Raw genomic sequence first — 20,527 nt, forward strand, 5'->3', positions numbered from 1 at the left:
GATTTGGCAGAATTAAGTTTGTCGGGCATCTAAAATTATCTAATTATCAAATTGTCTAATTATCTAATTAAAGTAAGATGTTTAAAAAAATATTAATTGCGAATAGAGGAGAAATTGCACTTCGTGTAATTCGTACATGTAAAGAGATGGGAATTAAAACTGTAGCAGTTTACTCTACAGCCGATGCAGAAAGTCTACATGTTAAGTTTGCTGACGAAGCGGTTTGTATTGGACCTCCTCCAAGTAACTTATCGTATTTGAAAATGTCAAATATTATTGCTGCTGCAGAAATTACAAATGCAGACGCAATTCACCCGGGATATGGATTTCTTTCTGAGAACGCTAAATTCTCAAAAATTTGTCAGGAACACGGAATCAAATTTATTGGTGCCGCTCCTGAAATGATCGATAAAATGGGAGATAAAGCTTCTGCCAAAGCAACAATGAAAGCGGCAGGAGTTCCATGTGTACCAGGTTCAGACGGATTGTTGGAATCTTTCGAACAAACACAAAAATTAGCCAAAGAATTTGGTTATCCGGTAATGCTTAAAGCTACTGCCGGTGGTGGTGGAAAAGGAATGCGTGCTGTCTGGAAAGAAGAAGAGCTGTTAAAAGCATGGGAAAGCGCACGTCAGGAAGCTTCCGCAGCATTCGGAAATGACGGAATGTACATGGAGAAACTAATTGAAGAACCACGCCATATCGAAATTCAGGTAGTTGGGGATTCTTATGGAAAAGCATGTCACCTTTCTGAAAGAGATTGCTCGGTACAACGCCGTCACCAAAAACTTACCGAAGAAACACCGTCCCCTTTCATGACCGACGAATTGCGTACCGCAATGGGAGCAGCAGCCGTAAAAGCAGCTGAGTTCATTAAATACGAAGGAGCCGGAACTGTAGAATTTTTGGTAGACAAACACAGAAATTTCTATTTCATGGAAATGAATACCCGTATTCAGGTAGAGCACCCGATTACAGAACAGGTTATTGATTATGATCTGATCCGTGAGCAGATTATGGTAGCAGCAGGAATTCCAATTTCAGGAAAAAACTACTTGCCGGAATTACATGCTATCGAATGTCGTATTAATGCTGAAGATCCTTACAATGATTTTCGCCCTTCACCAGGAAAGATTACTACGCTTCACATGCCGGGAGGTCACGGAGTACGTTTAGATACTCACGTGTATTCAGGTTATACGATTCCGCCAAATTACGATTCGATGATTGCCAAGTTAATTACAACAGCACAATCCCGTGAAGAAGCAATCAGCAAAATGCGAAGAGCTTTAGATGAATTCGTTATCGAAGGTGTGAAAACAACAATACCTTTCCACAGACAATTAATGGATGATCCGAGATATATTGCAGGAGATTATACTACTGCATTTATGGATACTTTTAAAATGAATCCAATAGAATAACTATAAAGGCTGTCGATTTCGACAGCCTTTTTTTGTTTACCGCCTATTTATTAAACCCGACAGGTTCAAAAACCTGTCGGGTTTTTGCTTTAAAGTATCGAAGTAAACACATTTAGTGTATACTTTTTACACACTATTTCATAATAGTATACAGTTTTTTACAGTCCTGAATTTTGGCACGTTTTACTTAAGGCCTTGTTTTAAAGGGGTTAAGGGGTTTGTCGGGTGCTTTTGCAGTTACGGCACAATAATTTCATTACCTAAAGCGTAAAACAAACTATTACATAACTTAAATATATACATTATGAAAAATTTATTTTTATCAGCCGCAATCGTTTTGGGAGGTTTAACTTCATTTGCTTCAACTTCTCCAATAACTACTACAATCGTAAAAACAATCTCAGTTCAGGATGAATATACTGAAATCAAATTAGAAGAAGTGCCGGCTGCAGTAACAGAAGCTTTGAAAAAAGCATATCCGGATGCCGTACTTTCTAAAGCATACAAAAATGCGAAATCAGAATACAAACTGGATGTTACAGTAGGAGACAAAACAGGAAATCTTTTTGCTAACGCAGACGGAACCTGGATTAAAAAATAATTAGTATTCCCGTGAAGATTCAAATTAAGAATACTAAAATCAAATTAACAATATTAAAAAATAACTACCATGAAAAATTTATTTTTATCAGCCGCAATCGTTTTGGGAGGTTTAACATCATTTGCTTCCACCTCGCCAATCACAAATACAATCGTAAAAACAATCTCGATTCAGGAGGAATATACTGAAATCAAATTAGAAGAAGTTCCGGCAGCAGTTACAGAAGCTTTGAAAAAAGCATATCCGGATGCTGTACTTACAAAAGCATATAAAAATGCAGCTTCACAATACAAACTAGACGTTACAGTTGGTGACAAAGTAGGTTCTCTTTTTGCAAATGCAGACGGATCCTGGATTAAAAAATAACCAGCTTAACTAAAAAACTATAGATTATGAAAAAATTAATTTTATCTGCGGCAATTGTTCTTGGAACATTGTCAATGCAGGCTGGAAACACTTATGTAAAAAGTGTTGCTATCCAGTCCGAAACCACACAAGACGAATATAAAGAAGTGGATGCTGTTCCGGCAGCCATCAAAACAGCTTTAGATAATGCTTATCCGGGAGTAAAACTGGAGAAAGCGTATGTCAATGACAAAAAGGAATACAAAATTGAAATTATTGTAAGAGAAGAGAAATCTACTGTTTACACGGATGCCAAAGGAAATATTCTAAAAAAATAACTAATTATCAATAACCCATAAAACAATCATTATGAAAAAGTTACTATTATCAGCAGCAATCGTTTTAGGAAGTTTAACTGTTAACGCAGCTACAGCTCCGATGCTAAAAAGTTCAATGAATCAATCTGTAACTATTCAGGATGAGTTTACTGAGGTTACTGCAGACGCTGTTCCTGCAGCAGTTAAGTCAACAGTTGAAAAATCTTTTCCCGGCACAAAACTTGAAAAAGCATATGTGAACGAAAAGAAAGAATATAAACTTGAAATCTCTAATGGAGATAAAAAATACACTGTATTCACAGATGCCGCAGGAAACATCATTAAAAAATAATTAAGATGAAAAAGATAGTTTTATCAGCAGCAATCGTTTTAGGAAGCTTGTCTATTTATGCTACCTCCATGGTACATTCTGAGGAAGTAAAAATGGAAGCAACTGTTCAGAGTGAATATACTGAAATCGGAGCAGATACTGTTCCGGCGGCAGTGAAAAAAGCTTTGGAAACTGCTTATCCGGGTGCTAAACTGGTCAAGGCTTACGTAAACGATAAAAAAGAATACAAATTAGATATATCAGTTGGTGACCAAAAGGCTACTGTTTACTCAGATGTCAATGGCAATTGGTTAAAAATATAATTAGGTGAATTAGATTTATGTTTTTGGTGAAAAAGAGATTGTTTAAATAACAATCTCTTTTTTTTTGCAAAATTTTGTGAAAAGACAAGTTTAATAGTATTATTTTAGCAAAAAAGTCACAAAAAACAAATGCCAAAGATATTACTAATAGAAGATGATATTTCATTCTGTAAATTATTGGAGAAATTTCTGATAAAAAAAGAGTATGAAGTAATTATTGCTTTTTCAGCTGCAGAAGCCCGATTAGCAATTAAAAATCAATCCTTTGATTTGATTTTGACGGATCTTCGATTGCCTGATTCTGACGGAATTGGACTTATGGCCGAATTTAAGGCCTCAAACCCTGAAACTCCTGTAATCCTGATGACAGGTTACTCTGATGTAAATACAGCCGTAAAAGCGATCAAAAATGGCGCTGCGGACTATATTTCCAAACCCTTTAATCCCGATGAGGTGTTGCTCGTCATTACAAATGCCCTGCATCAAACCACACCGCAGGCAGACGATGCTCCCGTAAAGGAAAAAAAACCGGCCAGAAAACAAACTCCCGCAAATGAAAACGAATTTGTAAAAGGAATTTCTGTTGCCTCAAAAAAATTACTGGACCACATTCAATTGGTCAGCCCAACCGATATGTCTGTGCTGATTATCGGAGAAAGCGGTACAGGTAAAGAAATTATCGCCAAAAGCATTCACGAGCAAAGTAACCGAAAAAACAATAATTTTATCGCTGTCGATTGTGGTGCCATTCCGAAAGAACTGGCTGCAAGTGAATTTTTCGGGCACCTGAAAGGATCGTTCACCGGAGCCATCAGCGACAAAATGGGCTATTTTGAAGCCGCTAACGGAGGAACTCTTTTTCTGGATGAAATAGGCAACCTTTCATATGAGAATCAGATACAATTGCTGAGAGCGCTTCAGGAAAGAAAAATCAAACCTGTTGGAAGCAATAAAGAAATAAACGTCGATATCAGGATTATTACGGCGACCAACGAAGATTTACGTGAAGCGGTAAAAAACGGTGATTTCCGTGAAGATTTATACCATAGAATTAATGAGTTTTCTATTCTGTCACCTTCATTGACAGACAGGGAAGAAGATCTGATGGTTTTTGCCGATTATTTTCTGGAGAAAGCCAATCAGCAATTAAATAAGGAAATTATCGGATTTGCACCGGAAGTAGTCAAGATTTTTCAAAACTACAGCTGGCCCGGAAATTTACGCGAACTGCAAAATTGCGTAAAACGTGCTACTTTATTGTCACGCGGAGATTTTATTGAAAGCGATGTTTTGCCTGCTGAATTTTTCCAAATCCAGAAACAGCAAAATGCGACCGGGAATTTTTCGTTGTCCGATAATGAAAAGGAAACCATTATTCATGCGTTATCAAAAGCACAGAACAACAAATCTGAAGCAGCGAAATTACTTAAGATCACCAGAAAAACACTTTATAATAAATTAAAGCAGTACAATATAGATTAAACTATTTCCTGTTTTAAAGAATCAAAAAGTATCTCAGTTTTGGTTTTTAGTTTTGTAAACACACCTTCCAGGGCATCATTCTTAAACTCATCTTTTTCCAGACCTTTTAGGATAATGGCAATTTCATTAGACTGAATCTGTTTGAACATAGGCGCAATTCGGTGCGCTATAGCGCCAATTTCGGCGGTGTTTGTTTCGGCAATGGCTTTGCTTAACAAAATCAGGTTTTCTTCCGTACTCTCAATAAAGGAGTTGATCACATCTTTTAAGGATTCATTGTCGTTTCCTAAAAACTCTTTTAAGGTTTCCAATGAATACAATTGTGTCGATGAAATCTCCTGTACAGCTTTGATTTCATCAGCCGGAAGAGGATTATGCTCTAAAATATTATGAATGGTTTCCAGAAGGACCTTTGGCGAATAGGGTTTTTTAACAACAGTGGTAAACCCGGCTTTGCTGTACACCGAAAAATCAAGGTCTGTTCTGCCCGTAAGTGCAATTACCGGCTGGTTTTTAAATGTTGTATTATTGGAGCTTTTCAGTTTTTCAATAAACATAAAGCCGTCCATTTCGGGCATCTGAATATCGGTAATAATGAAATCGAAATTCGTATTCGAAATCGCTTTTAAGGCTTTTGAAGCCCTGTCAAAAGATAAGACATGATGGTTTTCCTGTCTTAAAACCCCACTCGTTAAATTCAGTAAATTAATGTCATCATCAATGACAATAAACGTCTGTTCTTTGGAAGGACTGAAAACAGGTTGCTTTTTGATTTCTGAAGGAGCAGTTGTGCTGTTGTCAAATAATAAAGGAAGCCTGATTTCAAAAGTACTTCCTTCTCCAAAAGTACTTTCAAGAGTTAAGTTTCCTCCAAGAATTGTTATTATTTTTTGGCAAATAGAGAGGCCAAGGCCGGTTCCACCATATTTTTTTTCGATATTTTCATTGGCCTGGGCAAATTCCTCAAAGACCAATTGCTGATTTGCTTTTTCAATTCCGATTCCGGTGTCTTCAATGGTAATGACAAAAAAGTTGTTATCGGTAGCATAAGAGCTGATTTTGATATAGCCTTCTTCGGTAAATTTATAAGCGTTTCCGACAAGATTGGTCAGGATTTGTTTCAGGCGAAAAGGATCCCCGACAATCGTTGTGTTCAGTTTTTCATCAATATTGATAATAAGTTCAATGTTTTTGTTTTTATAAACCGTCTGAATGTTTCTCGCGGCATCCTCAATTACTTCCGGTAACAGGAAAGGCACTTTTTCGATGCTGATTTTCCCGGCTTCGATCTGTGAGAAATCCAGTAAATCCTGAACCAGCTGCGAAATATACTCAGAGGAGTTTTTAATGTTTTTAACGAAATAGGATTGTTTGGTATTTACATCCGAATTGCCTAGAAGTTCCGTATAGCCCACAATCGTGCTTAAAGGCGTTTTTAAATCATGGCTTACGGTCGAAATCAACTGTTCGCGGCTTTTAAGCAGGTTTTTGGTTTTGAAGTTCGCAATTTCCAGCTGTTTTTTATAAAGCTGCGACTTCGAGTAATCACTGACAATCAGAATAGAGAAAAAGACCGTCAAAAACAAACCGATAATAGCAGAGACCGTTACAATTTCGTTGACTTTTTTAAGTGATTTTTCTTTTAATGAATTGTTCTTGATCGAGTTGATAATGATTTCTCTTTCGATAATACGAAGGACTTTTCGGAGCTGCTCTGAGATGGCAATTTCGTTTTTAAGCAGTTTATTTTCTTCGAAATTCAGGGATTCCTTTTTCTTTTCTGCTTTGAGTTTTACGTTGCTCAACAGTTTTTTCGAATTGGCCAGAATAGAATCAGAGGCCTGTTTGCTCAGCGTGTTGGTGCTGTCGTCCGGAATGTTCTGATTCAGGTAATCGACATATTTCTGGAGTACATTCCGTTGGTAACTGCCTAAATCATTCGGGTTTTTGTTAAAATCACGTAGTTCTAATTTACGGAGTTTAAACTCCATTTTAGTGATTTCGTTAATAGCAGTATTCACCGAGACTTCGTCCTCGGCTTTGTTTTTTATGGTTTTTAGCTGTTTTATATTATCTGTTTTTTCAGATAACAAATACGTGACACTGTCTAATAATACTTTCTGATATTCGGTGGTGACAATTTGTTTTAAGGTGTCAATTCTGGATTTTAAGGAATCCGTTTCGATCAGGTAACTTTTAAAATCACTCTCCGAGTTGGTCTGAATCGTTTTTCGGGCCAGACTTTCCGTTTTGTACACATTCGAAAAAAGCTTGCTTACCCTAAGGATTTTTGTTTTTTCTAAGGCTATTTTATCTTCAAGCTTATTGTAAACTACATTTTCAGAATATAAAAACCACCCAACGGTAACTACCAATCCCAACAGTGCAATATAACTGAAGAGTACTTTAAACGGCATGTAACTTCTTTTACTCTCCATAGATGACAACAGTAGGTATTGAATGTTTATTATAATCGAAACGCCTGCAATTTATTTAAATTTTTCCCTTTTCAGAAATATATTTAAAACTAATATTTATATAATTGCCAGATTTGAAAAAAAATAGCTGCAGATTATATAAATCTACAGCTATTTGTATGAAAAGTTTCAGGTTTCAGATTTTGAGTGGGATAGAACTAAAGGGTCTCTTTTAACCATTTAAAAAATTCGCCCTGCCAAACCTGAGCATTCTGTGGTTTTAAAACCCAGTGATTTTCTTCGGGAAAGTAAAGCAAACGGCTTTTAATCCCTCGTAACTGAGCTGCCTGAAAAGCTTCCTGTCCCTGTCCGATGGGTACACGGAAATCTTTTCCTCCCTGAACGATTAAAATCGGTTTGTTCCAATTCTGTACTAAACTGGCAGGGTTGAAAGTCGTATAGGTTTTTTGTGCCACGGCATTGTCTTTTTCCCAGTACCCACCCCCGAAATCCCAGTTACTAAAGAAAACCTCTTCTGTGGTTCCGAACATGCTTTGTGTGTTGAAAACACCATCGTGAGCAATAAATGTTTTAAAACGGTTGTTGTGAATTCCGGCTAAGTAAAATACGGAATATCCTCCATAACTCGCGCCAACACAACCTAATCGGCTTTTGTCAACATAGCTTTCTTTGGCTACGTCATCAATAGCAGATAAATAATCATCCATCACCTGTCCGCCCCAGTCTTTACTGATTTGTTCGTTCCATTCTACTCCGTGCCCCGGCATTCCGCGACGGTTGGGAGCCACGACCACATAACCTTTGGCGGCCATTAAAGAAAAATTCCAACGGTACGAATACGATTGTGTCAATGCAGATTGTGGTCCGCCCTGGCAATATAATAGCGTTGGGTATTTTTTGGCAGCATCAAAATTTGGAGGTAAAATTACCCAAACCAGCATTTTCTTGCCGTCTGTAGTGGTTACATAACGTTTCTCTGTTTTGCTTAAGGTTAGTGTTTTGTAAGTTTCAGTATTGACGTTCGATAATTGTTTCCAGGTGTTTTTCTTTAAATTGTAAGAAAAAATCTCAGCCGCATGATTCATATCCGTTCTGGTCACAATAATGTCATCGCCGGAAAAACCAACTAAATCATTGACGTCAAAATCACCAGTTGTCAATTGACGAACTGTAATGGCAATTCTTGTCAAACCAGGGAAATTAACCGTAAAAAGCTGTTTGGTACCATCAACCGGTGCCACAAAAAATACATTTTTACCGTCTTTACTCCAGATGAAATGGTCTACGGTTCCGTCCCAGTTGGCCGTCAGATTCGTTTTGATTCCTTTGAATTCAACAATAATGTCATTTTTGTCCGCCTCGTAACCGTCGCGTTTCATTTGCAGCCACGTCAGGTTTCCCGTTGGGGAAAATTGCGGAGCCATATCGTAACCTAAATTATCTTCGGTTCTGTTGACTGTTTTCTGGGTCTCTAAATTGTACTCATAGATATTGGTGTTGGTCGAAATAGCGTAGGCAGTTCCTGCTTTTTTCTTGCACACATACAAGATGCTTTTTCCGTCAGGAGACCAGATGTAATCTTCGTCGCCGCCAAACGGTTTCTGCGGACTGTCGAAAGTTTCTCCCTTTAAGATGTCAATTCCGGCAGCTCCCTCTTTGTTTTCCTTATAAAAAACATGGTTGAACTTTCCTTCATTCCACGTATCCCAATGACGGTAATCCAGACCATCGTAAATCTGGGCATCGGATTTGTCTAAGTGGGGATAAAAATCTTTTCCTAAAACTTTATCGATTTTCACTTCTTCGTTGTACACCAGAAATTTTCCGTCAGGCGAAACATTTTTGTCTTTCAGTACTTCTTTAGTGTCTTTGATTTCAATAGCATTTCCTCCATTTACAGGTAAAATGTACAATTTAGAATGTGATTTGTTTTCCTCTATGGAAGGGGTCGTAACCTTAAAAACAATATTTTTTTCGTCTTTTGAAAGGCCAAGCGGTGTTACTCTTCCTAGTTTCCATAACAATTCCGGTGACATTACATTTTGTCCGATAGCGTTTAAACTCATCATTATTAAGGTTGTGAATAATACTTTTTTCATAATTGATATTCTGATTTTTGAGGAGCTAAAAGTACGAATTTTAAATTCCAATCTTTTAAATTGCAAATTCCAATTTATTGTTAAAACTTTTAATTGTTCTGTTACCCTGACATCTGTTAAACCATAGAAGTGATGTAAGTTCATTTAAGCATGTTTGTTTTGTTTATTTCTTGAGATTGTCACCCTGAGCGTAGTCGAAGGCTTGTGGAAATAAAAGGGGCTTCGGCTGGGTTCAGCCTGACATCTGTTAAAACCATATAAGTGATGTAAGTACATTTAAGCAGGAGGTTTGTTTTTTTGTTTTGTTTAGTTTTTGAGATTGTCACCCTGAGCGTAGTCGAAGGCTTCTGTAAATAAAAGGGCTCGACTGAGCTCAGCCTGACATCTGTTAAAACCATATAAGTGATGTAAGTACATTTAAGCAGGAGGTTTGTTTGTTTGTTTTAGTTTAGTTTTTGAGATTGTCACCCTGAGCGTAGTCGAAGGCTTGTGGAAATAAAAGGGCTTCGGCTGGGTTCAGCCTGGCATCTGTTAAAACCATATAAGTGATGTAAGTACATTTAAGCAGGAGGTTTGTTTTTTTGTTTTGTTTAGTTTTTGAGATTGTCACCCTGAGCGTAGTCGAAGGCTTGTGGAAATAAAAGGGCTTCGGCTGGGTTCGGCCTGGCATCTGTTAAAACCATATAAGTGATGTAAGTACATTTAAGCATGTGGTTTGTTTTGCTATTTCTTGAGATTATCATCCTGAGCGTAGTCGAAGGCTTGTGGAAATAAAAGGGGCTTCGACTACGCTCAGCCTGACATCCGTTTTAAAAAAAACTCTTAAATGAACTTACATCACTTATATGGTAAAACAAAAAAATCTGTATTTTTATAAAAAATTGAGGTCATGGAATTAAGTTACTGGGAGCTTAAAAATTGGTTCACGGATGTGGATTATACCATCGTTGGCAGCGGGATTGTTGGTTTGCATGCAGGCCTGCGCCTGCGTGAAAGATTTCCGGCAGCGAAAATCCTGGTTCTGGAAAGAGGAATGCTGCCGCAGGGTGCCAGTACAAAGAATGCGGGTTTTGCCTGTTTCGGAAGCCTTTCTGAAATTATGGATGATCTGAAAACGCACTCCGAAGAAGATGTGGTACGGCTGGTTGAAAAACGCTGGCAGGGTTTGCAGCTGCTTCGAAAAAGACTTGGGGATGCTGCCATAGACTTTAAACCACATGGCGGATATGAAATTTTTCTGAAAGAAGATGAAAGAGGTTTTACTGATTGTCTGAGTAAATTGCCTTTTGTAAACGATATCCTGAAACCACTTTTTAAAGCGGATGTTTTTAGTAAGGAAACAGACCGGTTTGGTTTTAAAAACATTCAGGATTATTTGATTTTTAATCCGTTTGAAGCCCAGATCGATACCGGAAATATGATGCAGGAATTGCTGAAACACGCTGTTGCTTCCAATATTCTGATTCTGAACCAACAGACAGTAACGTCTTATCTCGATAAGGAAAATGAGGTGGAAGTGGTATTGAATGATTTTAGTTTTATTTCGAAAAAAATACTCTTTGCAACAAATGGGTTTGCCCATACGTTAACAAAGGGAGCCGTGCAGCCGGCAAGGGCTCAGGTTTTAATTACGGAACCGATTCCGAACTTGGATATCAGGGGGACTTTTCATCTGGACCGCGGGTATTATTATTTCAGGAATATCGGCGACCGAATTTTACTAGGTGGCGGACGTAACCTTGATTTTGAGACCGAAAACACGACGGAATTCGGGCAGACCAAAATTGTGCAAAATAAATTGGAAGATTTACTTAAAAATGTAATTTTACCAAATCAGGAATTTCAGATTGCCCACCGTTGGAGCGGTATTATGGGAGTAGGAAACAGTAAAACACCTGTAGTGACGCAACTGTCTGAAAACGTGTTTTGTGGAGTGCGTTTAGGCGGGATGGGCGTCGCGATAGGAAGTTTAGTAGGAACAGAATTAGCAGATTTAATATAATGGCAGTCAAAAAACCAGCACCAAAAAAAACAACCGCAAGCAAACCAAAGCCTAAAACAGCTTCAAAGAAATCGAATCGTTCTTTTGGAGAAAAGGTAAAATGGTTTTTTATCAAATTATTTCTATGGTTCTTCGGGCTCTCCATAGGGTCGGTCATCTTTTTTAAATATGTCCCCGTTCCTTTTACACCCCTGATGCTCATTCGGGCTATCGAAAATAAGATGGGGGATAAAGAAGTGTACTTTGATCATGACTGGGAACCGATTGAGAAAATTTCAATGAATTTGCAGAAAGCTGTCATTGCCAGTGAGGACGGAACTTTCCTGTCACACAATGGTTTTGATTTTAAGGCACTTCAAAAAGCCTACAAAAGCAATGAGCGCGGCCGCAGGATTCGCGGTGGAAGTACGATCTCACAGCAAACGGCCAAAAATGTGTTTTTATGGCAGGGAAAAAGTTATTTCCGTAAAGGTTTGGAGGCTTATTTTACTGTTTTGATTGAAGTGATCTGGGGCAAGGAGCGTATTATGGAAGTCTACCTGAACAGTATCGAAATGGGTGATGGTGTGTATGGGGCTTATGCCGCTACACAACACTGGTACCGACGCGATGCTTCGAGTCTGACCCCGATGCAGGCTGCAGGAATTGCGGCTATTTTGCCTAATCCAAGGAAGTTTAAAGCCACCGGATCGTCGAGTTATATCAACAGACGTAAAGAAAGAATAGTTCGTGAAATGCGCGCCGTTGGAAAAATACATTATGATGGGAAATAAAAAAGCCTTTTTAGTGCTTCTGTTATTGACATCAGCATTCACTTTTGGACAGGGAAAAACCAGCGAAATCGGTTTTATAACCGACAATGATTTATATACCTCTTCTAAAAATGATATGTATTACACGAATGGCTTAGAGCTGTTTTATCGCTTTTTGTCGAAGAATGAAAATCCGAAAATCAATAAGAAAATAACCGAGTTTCGCGTGGGTCAGTATATTTACAATCCGAGATATATTAACATTGAAGCCCGGGACAATAACAATCGCCCTTTTGCGGGATATCTTTTTGCAGAAGCGGGCCGAAGTTTTTTCTATAACAGTGAGTCGGTTTTAAAAACAGATTTCCAATTGGGTTTTGTCGGACAAAATTCGTTGGGGAAAGAAATGCAGGAAGCATTCCACCATGTCATCGGATATAAAAAGGTCTATGGATGGGAAAATCAGATTCATAATGCTTTAGGTGTTCAGGCCCATGTGCTGTATTCGAAGAAATTATTTCCAAGCCGCCATAACGATTTTATAGATCTTCACTTTCAGTCGGAAGGAAATCTGGGTACTATTTTTACAGGAGTTTCCACAGGTTTTTTAACCCGTATTGGATTTAAGAAACTGCTTCCGGTTTACGATTCCAATTTGCATGATGCCTCAGTGAGTGCTGTATTGCCGTATACCGTCAGAGAGTTTTATTTCTATGCGATACCGAGTGTTAATTATCAGTTTTATGATGCGACCATTCAGGGAAGCTTATTTAATAACGAAAGCCCGGTTACTTTTGATTTGGAACCGCTTCGTTTCAATGCCGAGTTTGGCCTGAAATACCGTCATGATAACTTCAACTTTTCCTATGCTTTTATTTACCATGGCAGGGAACTGGACAGCCACGAAATAACAGGTTCTTTCTATGGCTCGATCCGTCTTTCGTACCTGCTGAATTAGACCCTCCTTTAGAACTGGAAAGGGTAATTAAATTTTAAAGCGTTTAATGATTTTCTTCTCCTTATTGAAATCTACCTCCAGGGAATCGCTGGATATTTTTTTGATCATCAGTCCGTCCACAAGATCGTTTTTTCGTAAACGGAACATTTTCGAATCAATTTTCAGGATCACCATTTCTCCACGCGAATCTTTTATGTAACCGTGATAGGAGATGGAAGGCCAGACAATCAGATGTTTCATTGTTGGTGCAGGGGCAGCTTTTTTAACTGCAGCAGAATGGCTGGTATTCGCAACATATTGTCTCTGCGGACGTGAAACAACTTCCTGAACCTGCTTGTTTAAGAAAGGGTCTCTGGATACGTTTTCCAGGGCAAAAGTATCTTTGTTAATCTGGTTGAATTTTACGGTAGTAGATCCGGAGGAGTTGTTTACGGCTAATTCCTTAGACGTAAAAAACCTGTTGATCGTTTTATAAAAAACAGAACCCCATAACCCGAGGACTACGACGATTAAAATTATATTTATCTTTTTCTTCACCATCTCTCTACTAAATTACGGTGAACTTAAAGGGTGCGCTATAGGCACTTACATTTCCGGCTGCATCTGTCGTTTTAATTCTCCAGTAATAATCTCCTAATGTGGTAAAAATACGCTGATAAGACGTACTTGCATTATTAGTAGGGAAAAGAATGGTTGTAAAAGTACTGGTGTTGGAAAATTCAATCGTGTACAAAAGAGGAGACCGGATTGTTCCGGTATCCGTAGGAGAAATCCAGGTAAATGTAGTCGACACATTGTTAGTAATAATCGCATTAACAGCTGGAAGGGAATTCACAGGCACCCCGGGTACCACGGTATCAATAAAGAAATTCCTCGAAGAGAACTGGGCGGTCTGGCTCGTGCTGTTGATTCCTCTTACCTTCCATTGGTAATTGGCATCTTTTGTTAAATTAGTGCTGTTCAAAGTGACTGATGTTTCGGTAGTACTTTCGGCTTTATAGACCGATTCACTGGTAGTCGTATTAATTACTTCAACAGAATAACTGGTAGCAGCGGCCAGTTTTTGCCATTTGATCGTTACGTCAGCACTGTTTTTATATACATTGTTATCCGGACTTGTCAATACCACCTGCTGATTGCTTAAGTCATCGGTAGTCACCATCGAAAAGTTGGAAACAGGCGAATAGTTGGATTCGTACGCAAAATTTTCGCCTCTTACTTTCCATTGGTAACTCCCCGTCAGTAACGGGATATTTAAACTGGTTTTGGCGACCAGCGAATCGACCACAATAGTTTCATTGATGTCCAAGACCTGCAAACGGTATTTTTTGGCTCCGTCAATCTCGTTCCATTGAAAATTAACGACATTGCTTTCGATTGTAGTATTGTCTTTTGGAGATACTACTTCAATAATATCGTCTGAGATGTCTTCTTCAAAAACATCTTCGCAGGATACAAGCAGGAGAACAAAAAGAAACGGTATAATTTTATTTAGTGTTTTCATAATTTTGAAAAATCATTTTTAAATGTAAAACTTCAGAGGTGTTGCTTTTTTTGACGGTGTAAAAATTCATGCTGACCATTCTTGAAAAATCAAACTTTTTCTCAAAATCATAACCTAAGGCCAGCAGCTGGTTGCAATTTCCGGTAACGTCAAGCTGGTTGCTGATAATCCGGTAATTTTCATCCGAAAAAACATGGGTGGGCTGTAAATCATTGATAGACACTTTGGGATTTTCAGTAGAAGCAAAACTGATGATGCCCTGCTGTACCATCTCTTTTGTGATGCCTTCTTTGCCGATGACACGATCCAGATAGTTGATTTCTTTGGTTAAACCCTCCGTGTTATTGGCCTTTTTGTTGATCTCATCCGTTTTTTCAGCTAAGGTCCTGTATTCGTTTATGACCTGAAATAAGGTATGGAAGGATCTTTTGTATGCCGTTATCAGAAGCATCACAAAGATCAGGACCAGTGCCGTAAATTTCTTTTTATAGGAATATTTCTCAAACATCTTTTATCGTGATTTTTATTTCAAACTGCGATTTATTTTTCTTGTCTTTCTTAAAACTGATGATTTCAAAATTCTTAAGCCAGCTCATTTTTTTTAATTTTTCCATCCAGTTGTTGAAGGACGTTTCATTAAAAGTTTCCCCTTTGATGACGATTGATTTGGCTTCAAAACTAATTTTCTGTGTGGCTTTTACTTCTTTGCTGACCGGAATAATATTCAGGCCCGTTAAAGAAATGTCACCCGGAATTCCTTTTATAATTTCATAACTGTAAAAGGAAAGAAACTTCGAGGATAAAAATCCGGACTCGTTTAACAGCTGTTGTTTGTTCTCTTTTTGTTTTTCCAGATCAAGAATCAATTGATACGATTGACTGGAATACACATTCTGAAGGTTGAGTTCTGCATTTTTGGAACCGTAATACTGGATTAGCAGATAACTCAGCAGCAGACTGGATAAAAAACCGACAAGCATGGTAATCCCCAGAATATGGAATGCCTTTTTATAAATGATTTCTTCCGTACTTAAGCTTTCGTCTGTGGTTTTGGAAACTTCTTTCTGCTGAATAAAAAAGTGAACGATAATTCCGTAGAGCGGGAGGAACTTATTTGAAATAACGTCTTTTCCAATCGTATATTCCTGTTTTTGTACCGGTTCTGCCTGCTTGGTGAACTGAACAAGTTTTCCGTTGTCAAATTCTAACAGTAAATCGTTTGATGTGATAGTATCTTTTTTTACAGCATCGTATAACAATGCCGCTAAAAAGGAACCAATGTAAATATCGGCTACCTGAAAACCTTTTTTCAGGAATTTATCGGTAATTTCATTGACGATGTTTTTCCTGCAAAAGCTCATGAAATTACTGCCCGAACCAATGATGCTGGTGTGGTAAATAGATTCAAAGTCAATGTTTTTGTACCAGTTAACGTCGCTTTCGGTATTGAAATTGATTTCTTTATTTAAAATACCTTTTCCGTCAATAGCAAGAAGTACCGGAATCTTAAGATCAATATTCCGGGCGACTTTGTCAAAAGTATCAAAAGAGGTACTGCTTACAATATCTATTTTGTTTCCTTTTTTCTTCACGGTAAGTACATGGTAACTTTCCTCATCCTCTTTGCGGATGATTCCAATTACATGCAAATTGTTTAGCTTTATTATTTTAGATAAAAACGTAATCATTAATATACCACTGTTGGTTTAATAAAAATGTGCAATTTCGAATTGGTTTTGGCCTTTTTCCTGCTGCTGAAAAACCATTTGATAATTGGAATTCTCGACAAAAGAGGAGTTCCGGAACCGGCATCTTCCTTTTTCAGTTCATCCAGACCGCCCAATAAGATCATTTCACCATTTTTGACACGAACCAAAGATTCAAATTTTTGTGTTGCTTTTCCTGGAGGTGCCGTTTCTCCGGCTCTTCCAAGGAATGAACTTTTTTCGACCACAATGGTAAGCGTTACATTCTCGTCTATGGAAACAAAAGGTTTTATCGAAAGGCTTAAATTCGCATCCGTAGATTTCCAGGTTCCTGAATTCAGGATATCATTTCCGATGTTGCTGTTGATTAACCGGTTGCTTTGTTCGAAATAATAGCTGGTTTCCCCAATAGATAATTTTGCTTCATGTCCGCTGATGGTCGCGATTTTCGGCGTAGATTCTACTTTTACAATCGAGTTGTTTTCCAGTAATTTCAGATTCAGGTAAAAAGCTTCGGTTACTTTTCCGAGTTTGAAGATTCCGAAACCATTAAAGGCTTCGATCAGACTGTTTACGGAAGTGGAATTTACCGTCACATCTGTCGAAGGAAATAAAGTTCCGCCGGTGACCTGTTTGTTGATCTTATCCAGTCCGGCTTTCATTCCGGTCTGCACATCATGGGATTTGTTGTATTGTACAATGATGACTTCAATCTGTACCATTGGTACCACTTTGTCAATCTGTTTGATGTAGATTTTTAATTCTTCCAAGATTGATTTCGATCCCGAAGCCACCAGACCGTTCAGCTCGACAAATTCCTTGATTTCCAGTTTCTCGGAAAATACTTTTGGAAGGGAAGCCAATACCAGTTCAATCGACCTGTTTTCCAGTTGGATGATTTCGGTAGCGCGCAATCCTTCTCCGCCTTCATCTCCGATTAAATATAAATTGTCCTGTTTTTTAAAGGTATATTTTTTCCCTTTGAAAATATGGAATAACAATTCGTCAAAAGTGATATTATCGGCAGAAAGCGTTGTTTTTTCATTCTCCGGTTTGTTGTACAGAAAATAATTGACATGTAATTTCTCTGCCGCTTCTGTTAATAAGTCGGAAGCGTCAGCAATATAAGCTTTGACGGACAAGAAGCCATTTTTATTTACGGTTACCTCATAATACCCCGGAACTCCGGCACTCGATTTCGCCTGTTTTGCTTTTTGGGAACTACCATTTACACTAACTGCCCCGTCTTTGTTTTTTTCGATGAAGTAAAAACCATTTTCATCCTTGGTCGCAATCAGGTCATTTGATTTGGACATCATTTCGATCACCTGATCAAACGGGCGGTTGAGGATATAGGAAGAAACGCGGAGGTTTTTTACTTCCGGTGCTAAAACTAAATTTTTGCCTGATTTATCGATGATCGCTTTTGCAACTGCCGCTAAAGTGTCGTTTTCTAATTTGACCGATAAGAAATCGTTTTGGGAGTTGTAGCTGACATCAATAACTTTGGGTGCTTTTTTCTCCACAATAGTGACCATTTTCCTCTTTTTGAAGATAATAATGTTGTTCGTAAACGTAACTTCCAGATCGTATTTCTGTACCAGGTGAATAAACACGTCTTTTACGGTTACATCAAAAAAGTTATTGGACACGGGCTGATTTAATTCAGAGTCCACATCAATGTTCAATTGGTGTTCTTCGGCTATAGAAGAAATAAAATCGTGTAATGTTAATCCTGAAACGTCTATTTTAATAGCTTCATTAAGTCCCTTTTTCTGGATGGAAAGGTCGTCAAATTTCTTGCTTAATTCGTTGATGTCCTGTTGCGCAATAATACTATTTGTAAAAAATAGTACCATAATGATGTAACCTAATTTTTTAAACATTTATTTATAAGTTAATTAAAATAGAATATATTTCTTCTAAAGCCGTTTCTCCTTCGGCCAAAATATCAAAAGCTTTTTCTGATAGTGATTTATAATTTTCGTCGTTACTGAATAACTTCGTAATGGTATTGTTTTTTATGGCTTCTGTAATAACGGAATCAATGGTCAGCACTTCATAAATAGCGGTTCTTCCTTTGTATCCGGTATGAAAACACTGATTGCAGCCTACGGCTTTGTAATACGTTTCGATTTCATACGGAAATTTGTAGTTCATCGGGAAATCCTTTTTGGTACAAGGGACTTCCTTTTTGCAGTGGCTGCAAAGCTTTCGAACCAATCGTTGTGCGACGGACAGGTTTAAGGTTTCGGCGATCAGATAGGAGGGAACGCCCATGTCTATCAATCTGGAAATCGTTCCTACGGCCGAATTGGTATGGATCGTAGACAATACCAAATGCCCGGTCAGCGAAGCCCTGATGGCCATTAAGGCCGTTTCGGAATCCCTGATTTCCCCCAGCATGATGACATCGGGATCCTGTCTTAAAAAGGATTTCAGCGCAGAAGAGAAAGTCAGACCAATATCTTCTTTGAGCTGTACCTGATTGATTCCTTTTAAAGTGTACTCGATCGGGTCTTCTACGGTGACTATATTTCTACGGCTATCATTAAGCAATCTCAGTGTTGCGTACAGGGTTGTTGTTTTTCCTGAACCGGTCGGTCCGCTGATCAGGATAATCCCGTTGGGTTTCTTTACGGCTTCCAAATAGTGTTCCAGTTCTTCTTCCTGAAGGCCCAGTGTACTTAAATCGATATTGGAGGCATCCTGGCCTAATAAACGCATCACGATTTTTTCGCCAAAAAGGGTCGGTAAAATCGAAACCCTGATGTCAAAAGAATCATTGGTGATCCTTCCGTCCTGCGGCAGTCTTTTTTCGGTAATGTTCAGTTTTGCCCTGATCTTGATTTTGTTGACCAGTTCCAGGTAATTTTCGCGTTCTACTTTATAACGTTCAATTAACTGTCCGTCGATCCTGAACCGGATTCGGGCAGAGCTTTCATAAACCTCAAAATGAATATCACTGCATTTCAGTGCTTTGGCCTCTTCCAGTAAACTTTCGAGGAAATCGCCTTTGTCAAAATTTAAGGATTTATTGGAACTCGTCACTCTTTCTTTTCTGTAATAAATAGAAAGTGCTTTTTCAATCTCATAGGAGGCAATCGGAATGAAAGTAATGTTTTTGCCTAAAAAAAGTTCGAGTTCTTCTTTGGCATCGCCATTATTATAAGATTCATCCACATACAATTCCAGCGTGTTTTCTGAAACGGATTTGGGTAATATTCGGTATTGGTTCGCAAGATCGCCGGAGACGATATGCTGATTTTCGGAGTGAACGATGATATCCTGCATCTTAGATCAGTGTTAGTTTTGGATAAAAAGAACAATAATCCCTAATCATCACGATACATAAAAACAGTGCCGAAAAACCGGCTAAAGGAACGGTCTGCTCCGTGAGAACTTTTTTAAATGCAAACTGTAAAACCAAGGCGAAAACCATGGAAAGTATAAAAAACACAATGAAATTCGGAAGTATAAAAAGGGGAGTGACTGCCACATAAAAAAGCAAATCACCTAACCCGAAATAATGTTTAAACGGATTTAAAAACTGCTTGTTTTTCAGGCTCATATACAATACAAGAATTCCTAAGGTAACGAGAAAAAAGGCCGTGTTTAACAGCATGTTTTGAAACGAAAGCGACTTTAGGTAAATGAGGTACAGCGACAACAGGAAAATAGCCAATGGCAATACGACATGAATGCGCCTGTATTTCCAGTCCTGAAAAAACACAAATAATAAAACCGCTAACAAAAAAAGTAAAGGTGTTTCCAAATTTATTCTTTTGTTACTTCGGTTAACATTTTCTTGCTGTCTATTTCCCAGGTATTAAAACTTCCGTCCCCATCTAAATCTGAGGTTGCAGTAGCTCTGGCCACAAAAGAATCGTTTGAGGCCTCGAGGATTTCGATTTTGTACACTGCCTGTCCGCCTTCGTCAACGGTCTGCTCTTGTTCAAAACCTAATTCTTCTAAGCTATTGGAGTATTTTGAATGTCTGTAAAAATGACTTTTCTGCAGGCCGTAAACCTGGTTGAGCATGGCTTGTGCCTCTATGGCTTTGGCCTGACCAATTACAGAGGTCTGATTGGGTAAAACCATTAACAATAAGATTCCAATAATGCACAATACAATTAAAATTTCTGTTAACGAATATGCTTTAATTGTAGCTTTTTTACTATTTTTTAATAATTTTTTAATCCTTTTTAACATTTGTATGCATTTATTTATTAAAATATGTTAATA

20 protein-coding genes are annotated in these 20,527 nt (G+C 38.1%); 10 read left to right on the forward strand and 10 right to left on the reverse strand.

Features of this window, described 5'->3' with window-relative positions:
* Window positions 1-77 precede the first annotated feature (77 nt).
* From accC to D0817_RS14605, 7 genes are all read left to right on the forward strand, one after another.
* A complete protein-coding gene (gene accC / locus D0817_RS14575; RefSeq protein WP_127339109.1) occupies window positions 78-1,424 on the forward strand; it encodes an acetyl-CoA carboxylase biotin carboxylase subunit in 1,347 nt (448 codons plus the stop codon).
* A gap of 304 nt (window positions 1,425-1,728) precedes the next feature.
* Window positions 1,729-2,025 (forward strand): hypothetical protein, encoded by a 297-nt coding sequence (locus D0817_RS14580; RefSeq protein ID WP_127339110.1) that lies wholly within the window; start codon window positions 1,729-1,731, stop codon window positions 2,023-2,025.
* A 69-nt stretch (window positions 2,026-2,094) separates the two neighbouring features.
* Complete coding sequence (locus D0817_RS14585) at window positions 2,095-2,391, forward strand: hypothetical protein (protein WP_127339111.1); 297 nt, start codon at window positions 2,095-2,097, stop codon at window positions 2,389-2,391.
* A 26-nt stretch (window positions 2,392-2,417) separates the two neighbouring features.
* A complete protein-coding gene (locus tag D0817_RS14590; protein ID WP_127339112.1) occupies window positions 2,418-2,708 on the forward strand; it encodes a hypothetical protein in 291 nt (96 codons plus the stop codon).
* Between the two features lie 31 nt (window positions 2,709-2,739).
* The gene (locus tag D0817_RS14595) at window positions 2,740-3,039 is read left to right on the forward strand and encodes a PepSY-like domain-containing protein (protein ID WP_127339113.1); all 300 of its coding nucleotides are present in this window, start codon (window positions 2,740-2,742) and stop codon (window positions 3,037-3,039) included.
* Window positions 3,040-3,044: 5 nt separating this feature from the next.
* Complete coding sequence (locus D0817_RS14600) at window positions 3,045-3,341, forward strand: hypothetical protein (protein ID WP_127339114.1); 297 nt, start codon at window positions 3,045-3,047, stop codon at window positions 3,339-3,341.
* A 129-nt stretch (window positions 3,342-3,470) separates the two neighbouring features.
* Window positions 3,471-4,823, forward strand: coding sequence for a sigma-54-dependent transcriptional regulator (locus D0817_RS14605; protein ID WP_127339115.1), 1,353 nt, complete (start codon window positions 3,471-3,473; stop codon window positions 4,821-4,823).
* On the opposite strand, the gene D0817_RS14610 is transcribed toward D0817_RS14605, so the two are convergent.
* Both D0817_RS14610 and D0817_RS14615 read right to left on the reverse strand, forming a co-directional pair.
* Window positions 4,820-7,261, reverse strand: a complete 2,442-nt coding sequence (locus tag D0817_RS14610) for a hybrid sensor histidine kinase/response regulator (RefSeq protein WP_127339116.1) — start codon at window positions 7,259-7,261, stop codon at window positions 4,820-4,822. The genes D0817_RS14605 and D0817_RS14610 overlap by 4 nt on opposite strands.
* A 197-nt stretch (window positions 7,262-7,458) precedes the next feature.
* On the reverse strand, window positions 7,459-9,360 hold the full coding sequence (locus D0817_RS14615; protein ID WP_127339117.1) for a S9 family peptidase: 1,902 nt from the start codon (window positions 9,358-9,360) through the stop codon (window positions 7,459-7,461).
* An 889-nt stretch (window positions 9,361-10,249) separates the two neighbouring features.
* Between D0817_RS14615 and D0817_RS14620 the strand changes: the two genes are divergently transcribed.
* Genes D0817_RS14620 through D0817_RS14630 form a run of 3 tightly spaced genes read left to right on the forward strand, consistent with a single transcriptional unit; the run spans window position 10,250 to window position 13,072 of the window.
* Window positions 10,250-11,362: an NAD(P)/FAD-dependent oxidoreductase gene (locus D0817_RS14620; RefSeq protein WP_127339118.1), complete on the forward strand. Its 1,113-nt coding sequence runs from the start codon at window positions 10,250-10,252 to the stop codon at window positions 11,360-11,362.
* Complete coding sequence (gene mtgA / locus D0817_RS14625; protein ID WP_167470947.1) at window positions 11,362-12,135, forward strand: monofunctional biosynthetic peptidoglycan transglycosylase; 774 nt, start codon at window positions 11,362-11,364, stop codon at window positions 12,133-12,135. Before D0817_RS14620 ends, mtgA begins: the two co-directional genes overlap by 1 nt.
* Window positions 12,122-13,072 (forward strand): lipid A deacylase LpxR family protein, encoded by a 951-nt coding sequence (locus D0817_RS14630; RefSeq protein WP_306462216.1) that lies wholly within the window; start codon window positions 12,122-12,124, stop codon window positions 13,070-13,072. Before mtgA ends, D0817_RS14630 begins: the two co-directional genes overlap by 14 nt.
* Before the next feature lie 27 nt (window positions 13,073-13,099).
* Here the strand turns inward: D0817_RS14630 and D0817_RS14635 are convergent, their stop codons facing one another.
* Genes D0817_RS14635 through D0817_RS14670 form a run of 8 tightly spaced genes read right to left on the reverse strand, consistent with a single transcriptional unit; the run spans window position 13,100 to window position 20,494 of the window.
* Window positions 13,100-13,612 (reverse strand): hypothetical protein, encoded by a 513-nt coding sequence (locus tag D0817_RS14635; RefSeq protein ID WP_127339119.1) that lies wholly within the window; start codon window positions 13,610-13,612, stop codon window positions 13,100-13,102.
* A gap of 7 nt (window positions 13,613-13,619) precedes the next feature.
* A complete protein-coding gene (locus tag D0817_RS14640) occupies window positions 13,620-14,576 on the reverse strand; it encodes a hypothetical protein (protein WP_127339120.1) in 957 nt (318 codons plus the stop codon).
* On the reverse strand, window positions 14,560-15,084 hold the full coding sequence (locus D0817_RS14645) for a hypothetical protein (RefSeq protein ID WP_127339121.1): 525 nt from the start codon (window positions 15,082-15,084) through the stop codon (window positions 14,560-14,562). The genes D0817_RS14640 and D0817_RS14645 overlap by 17 nt, the downstream gene beginning before the upstream one ends.
* Window positions 15,077-16,264, reverse strand: a complete 1,188-nt coding sequence (locus tag D0817_RS14650; protein WP_127339122.1) for a PilN domain-containing protein — start codon at window positions 16,262-16,264, stop codon at window positions 15,077-15,079. The genes D0817_RS14645 and D0817_RS14650 overlap by 8 nt, the downstream gene beginning before the upstream one ends.
* A complete protein-coding gene (locus tag D0817_RS14655; protein WP_127339123.1) occupies window positions 16,264-18,168 on the reverse strand; it encodes a type II secretion system protein GspD in 1,905 nt (634 codons plus the stop codon). Before D0817_RS14655 ends, D0817_RS14650 begins: the two co-directional genes overlap by 1 nt.
* Window positions 18,169-18,172: 4 nt before the next feature.
* Window positions 18,173-19,576, reverse strand: a complete 1,404-nt coding sequence (locus D0817_RS14660) for a GspE/PulE family protein (protein ID WP_127339124.1) — start codon at window positions 19,574-19,576, stop codon at window positions 18,173-18,175.
* A 1-nt stretch (window position 19,577) separates the two neighbouring features.
* Window positions 19,578-20,057, reverse strand: coding sequence for a prepilin peptidase (locus tag D0817_RS14665; protein WP_161568438.1), 480 nt, complete (start codon window positions 20,055-20,057; stop codon window positions 19,578-19,580).
* Window positions 20,058-20,059: 2 nt separating this feature from the next.
* The gene (locus D0817_RS14670; RefSeq protein ID WP_127339126.1) at window positions 20,060-20,494 is read right to left on the reverse strand and encodes a type IV pilin protein; all 435 of its coding nucleotides are present in this window, start codon (window positions 20,492-20,494) and stop codon (window positions 20,060-20,062) included.
* Window positions 20,495-20,527: the final 33 nt, after the last annotated feature.

It is taken from the genome of Flavobacterium cupreum (genome assembly GCF_003996965.1).
GTDB classification, from domain to species: domain Bacteria; phylum Bacteroidota; class Bacteroidia; order Flavobacteriales; family Flavobacteriaceae; genus Flavobacterium; species Flavobacterium cupreum.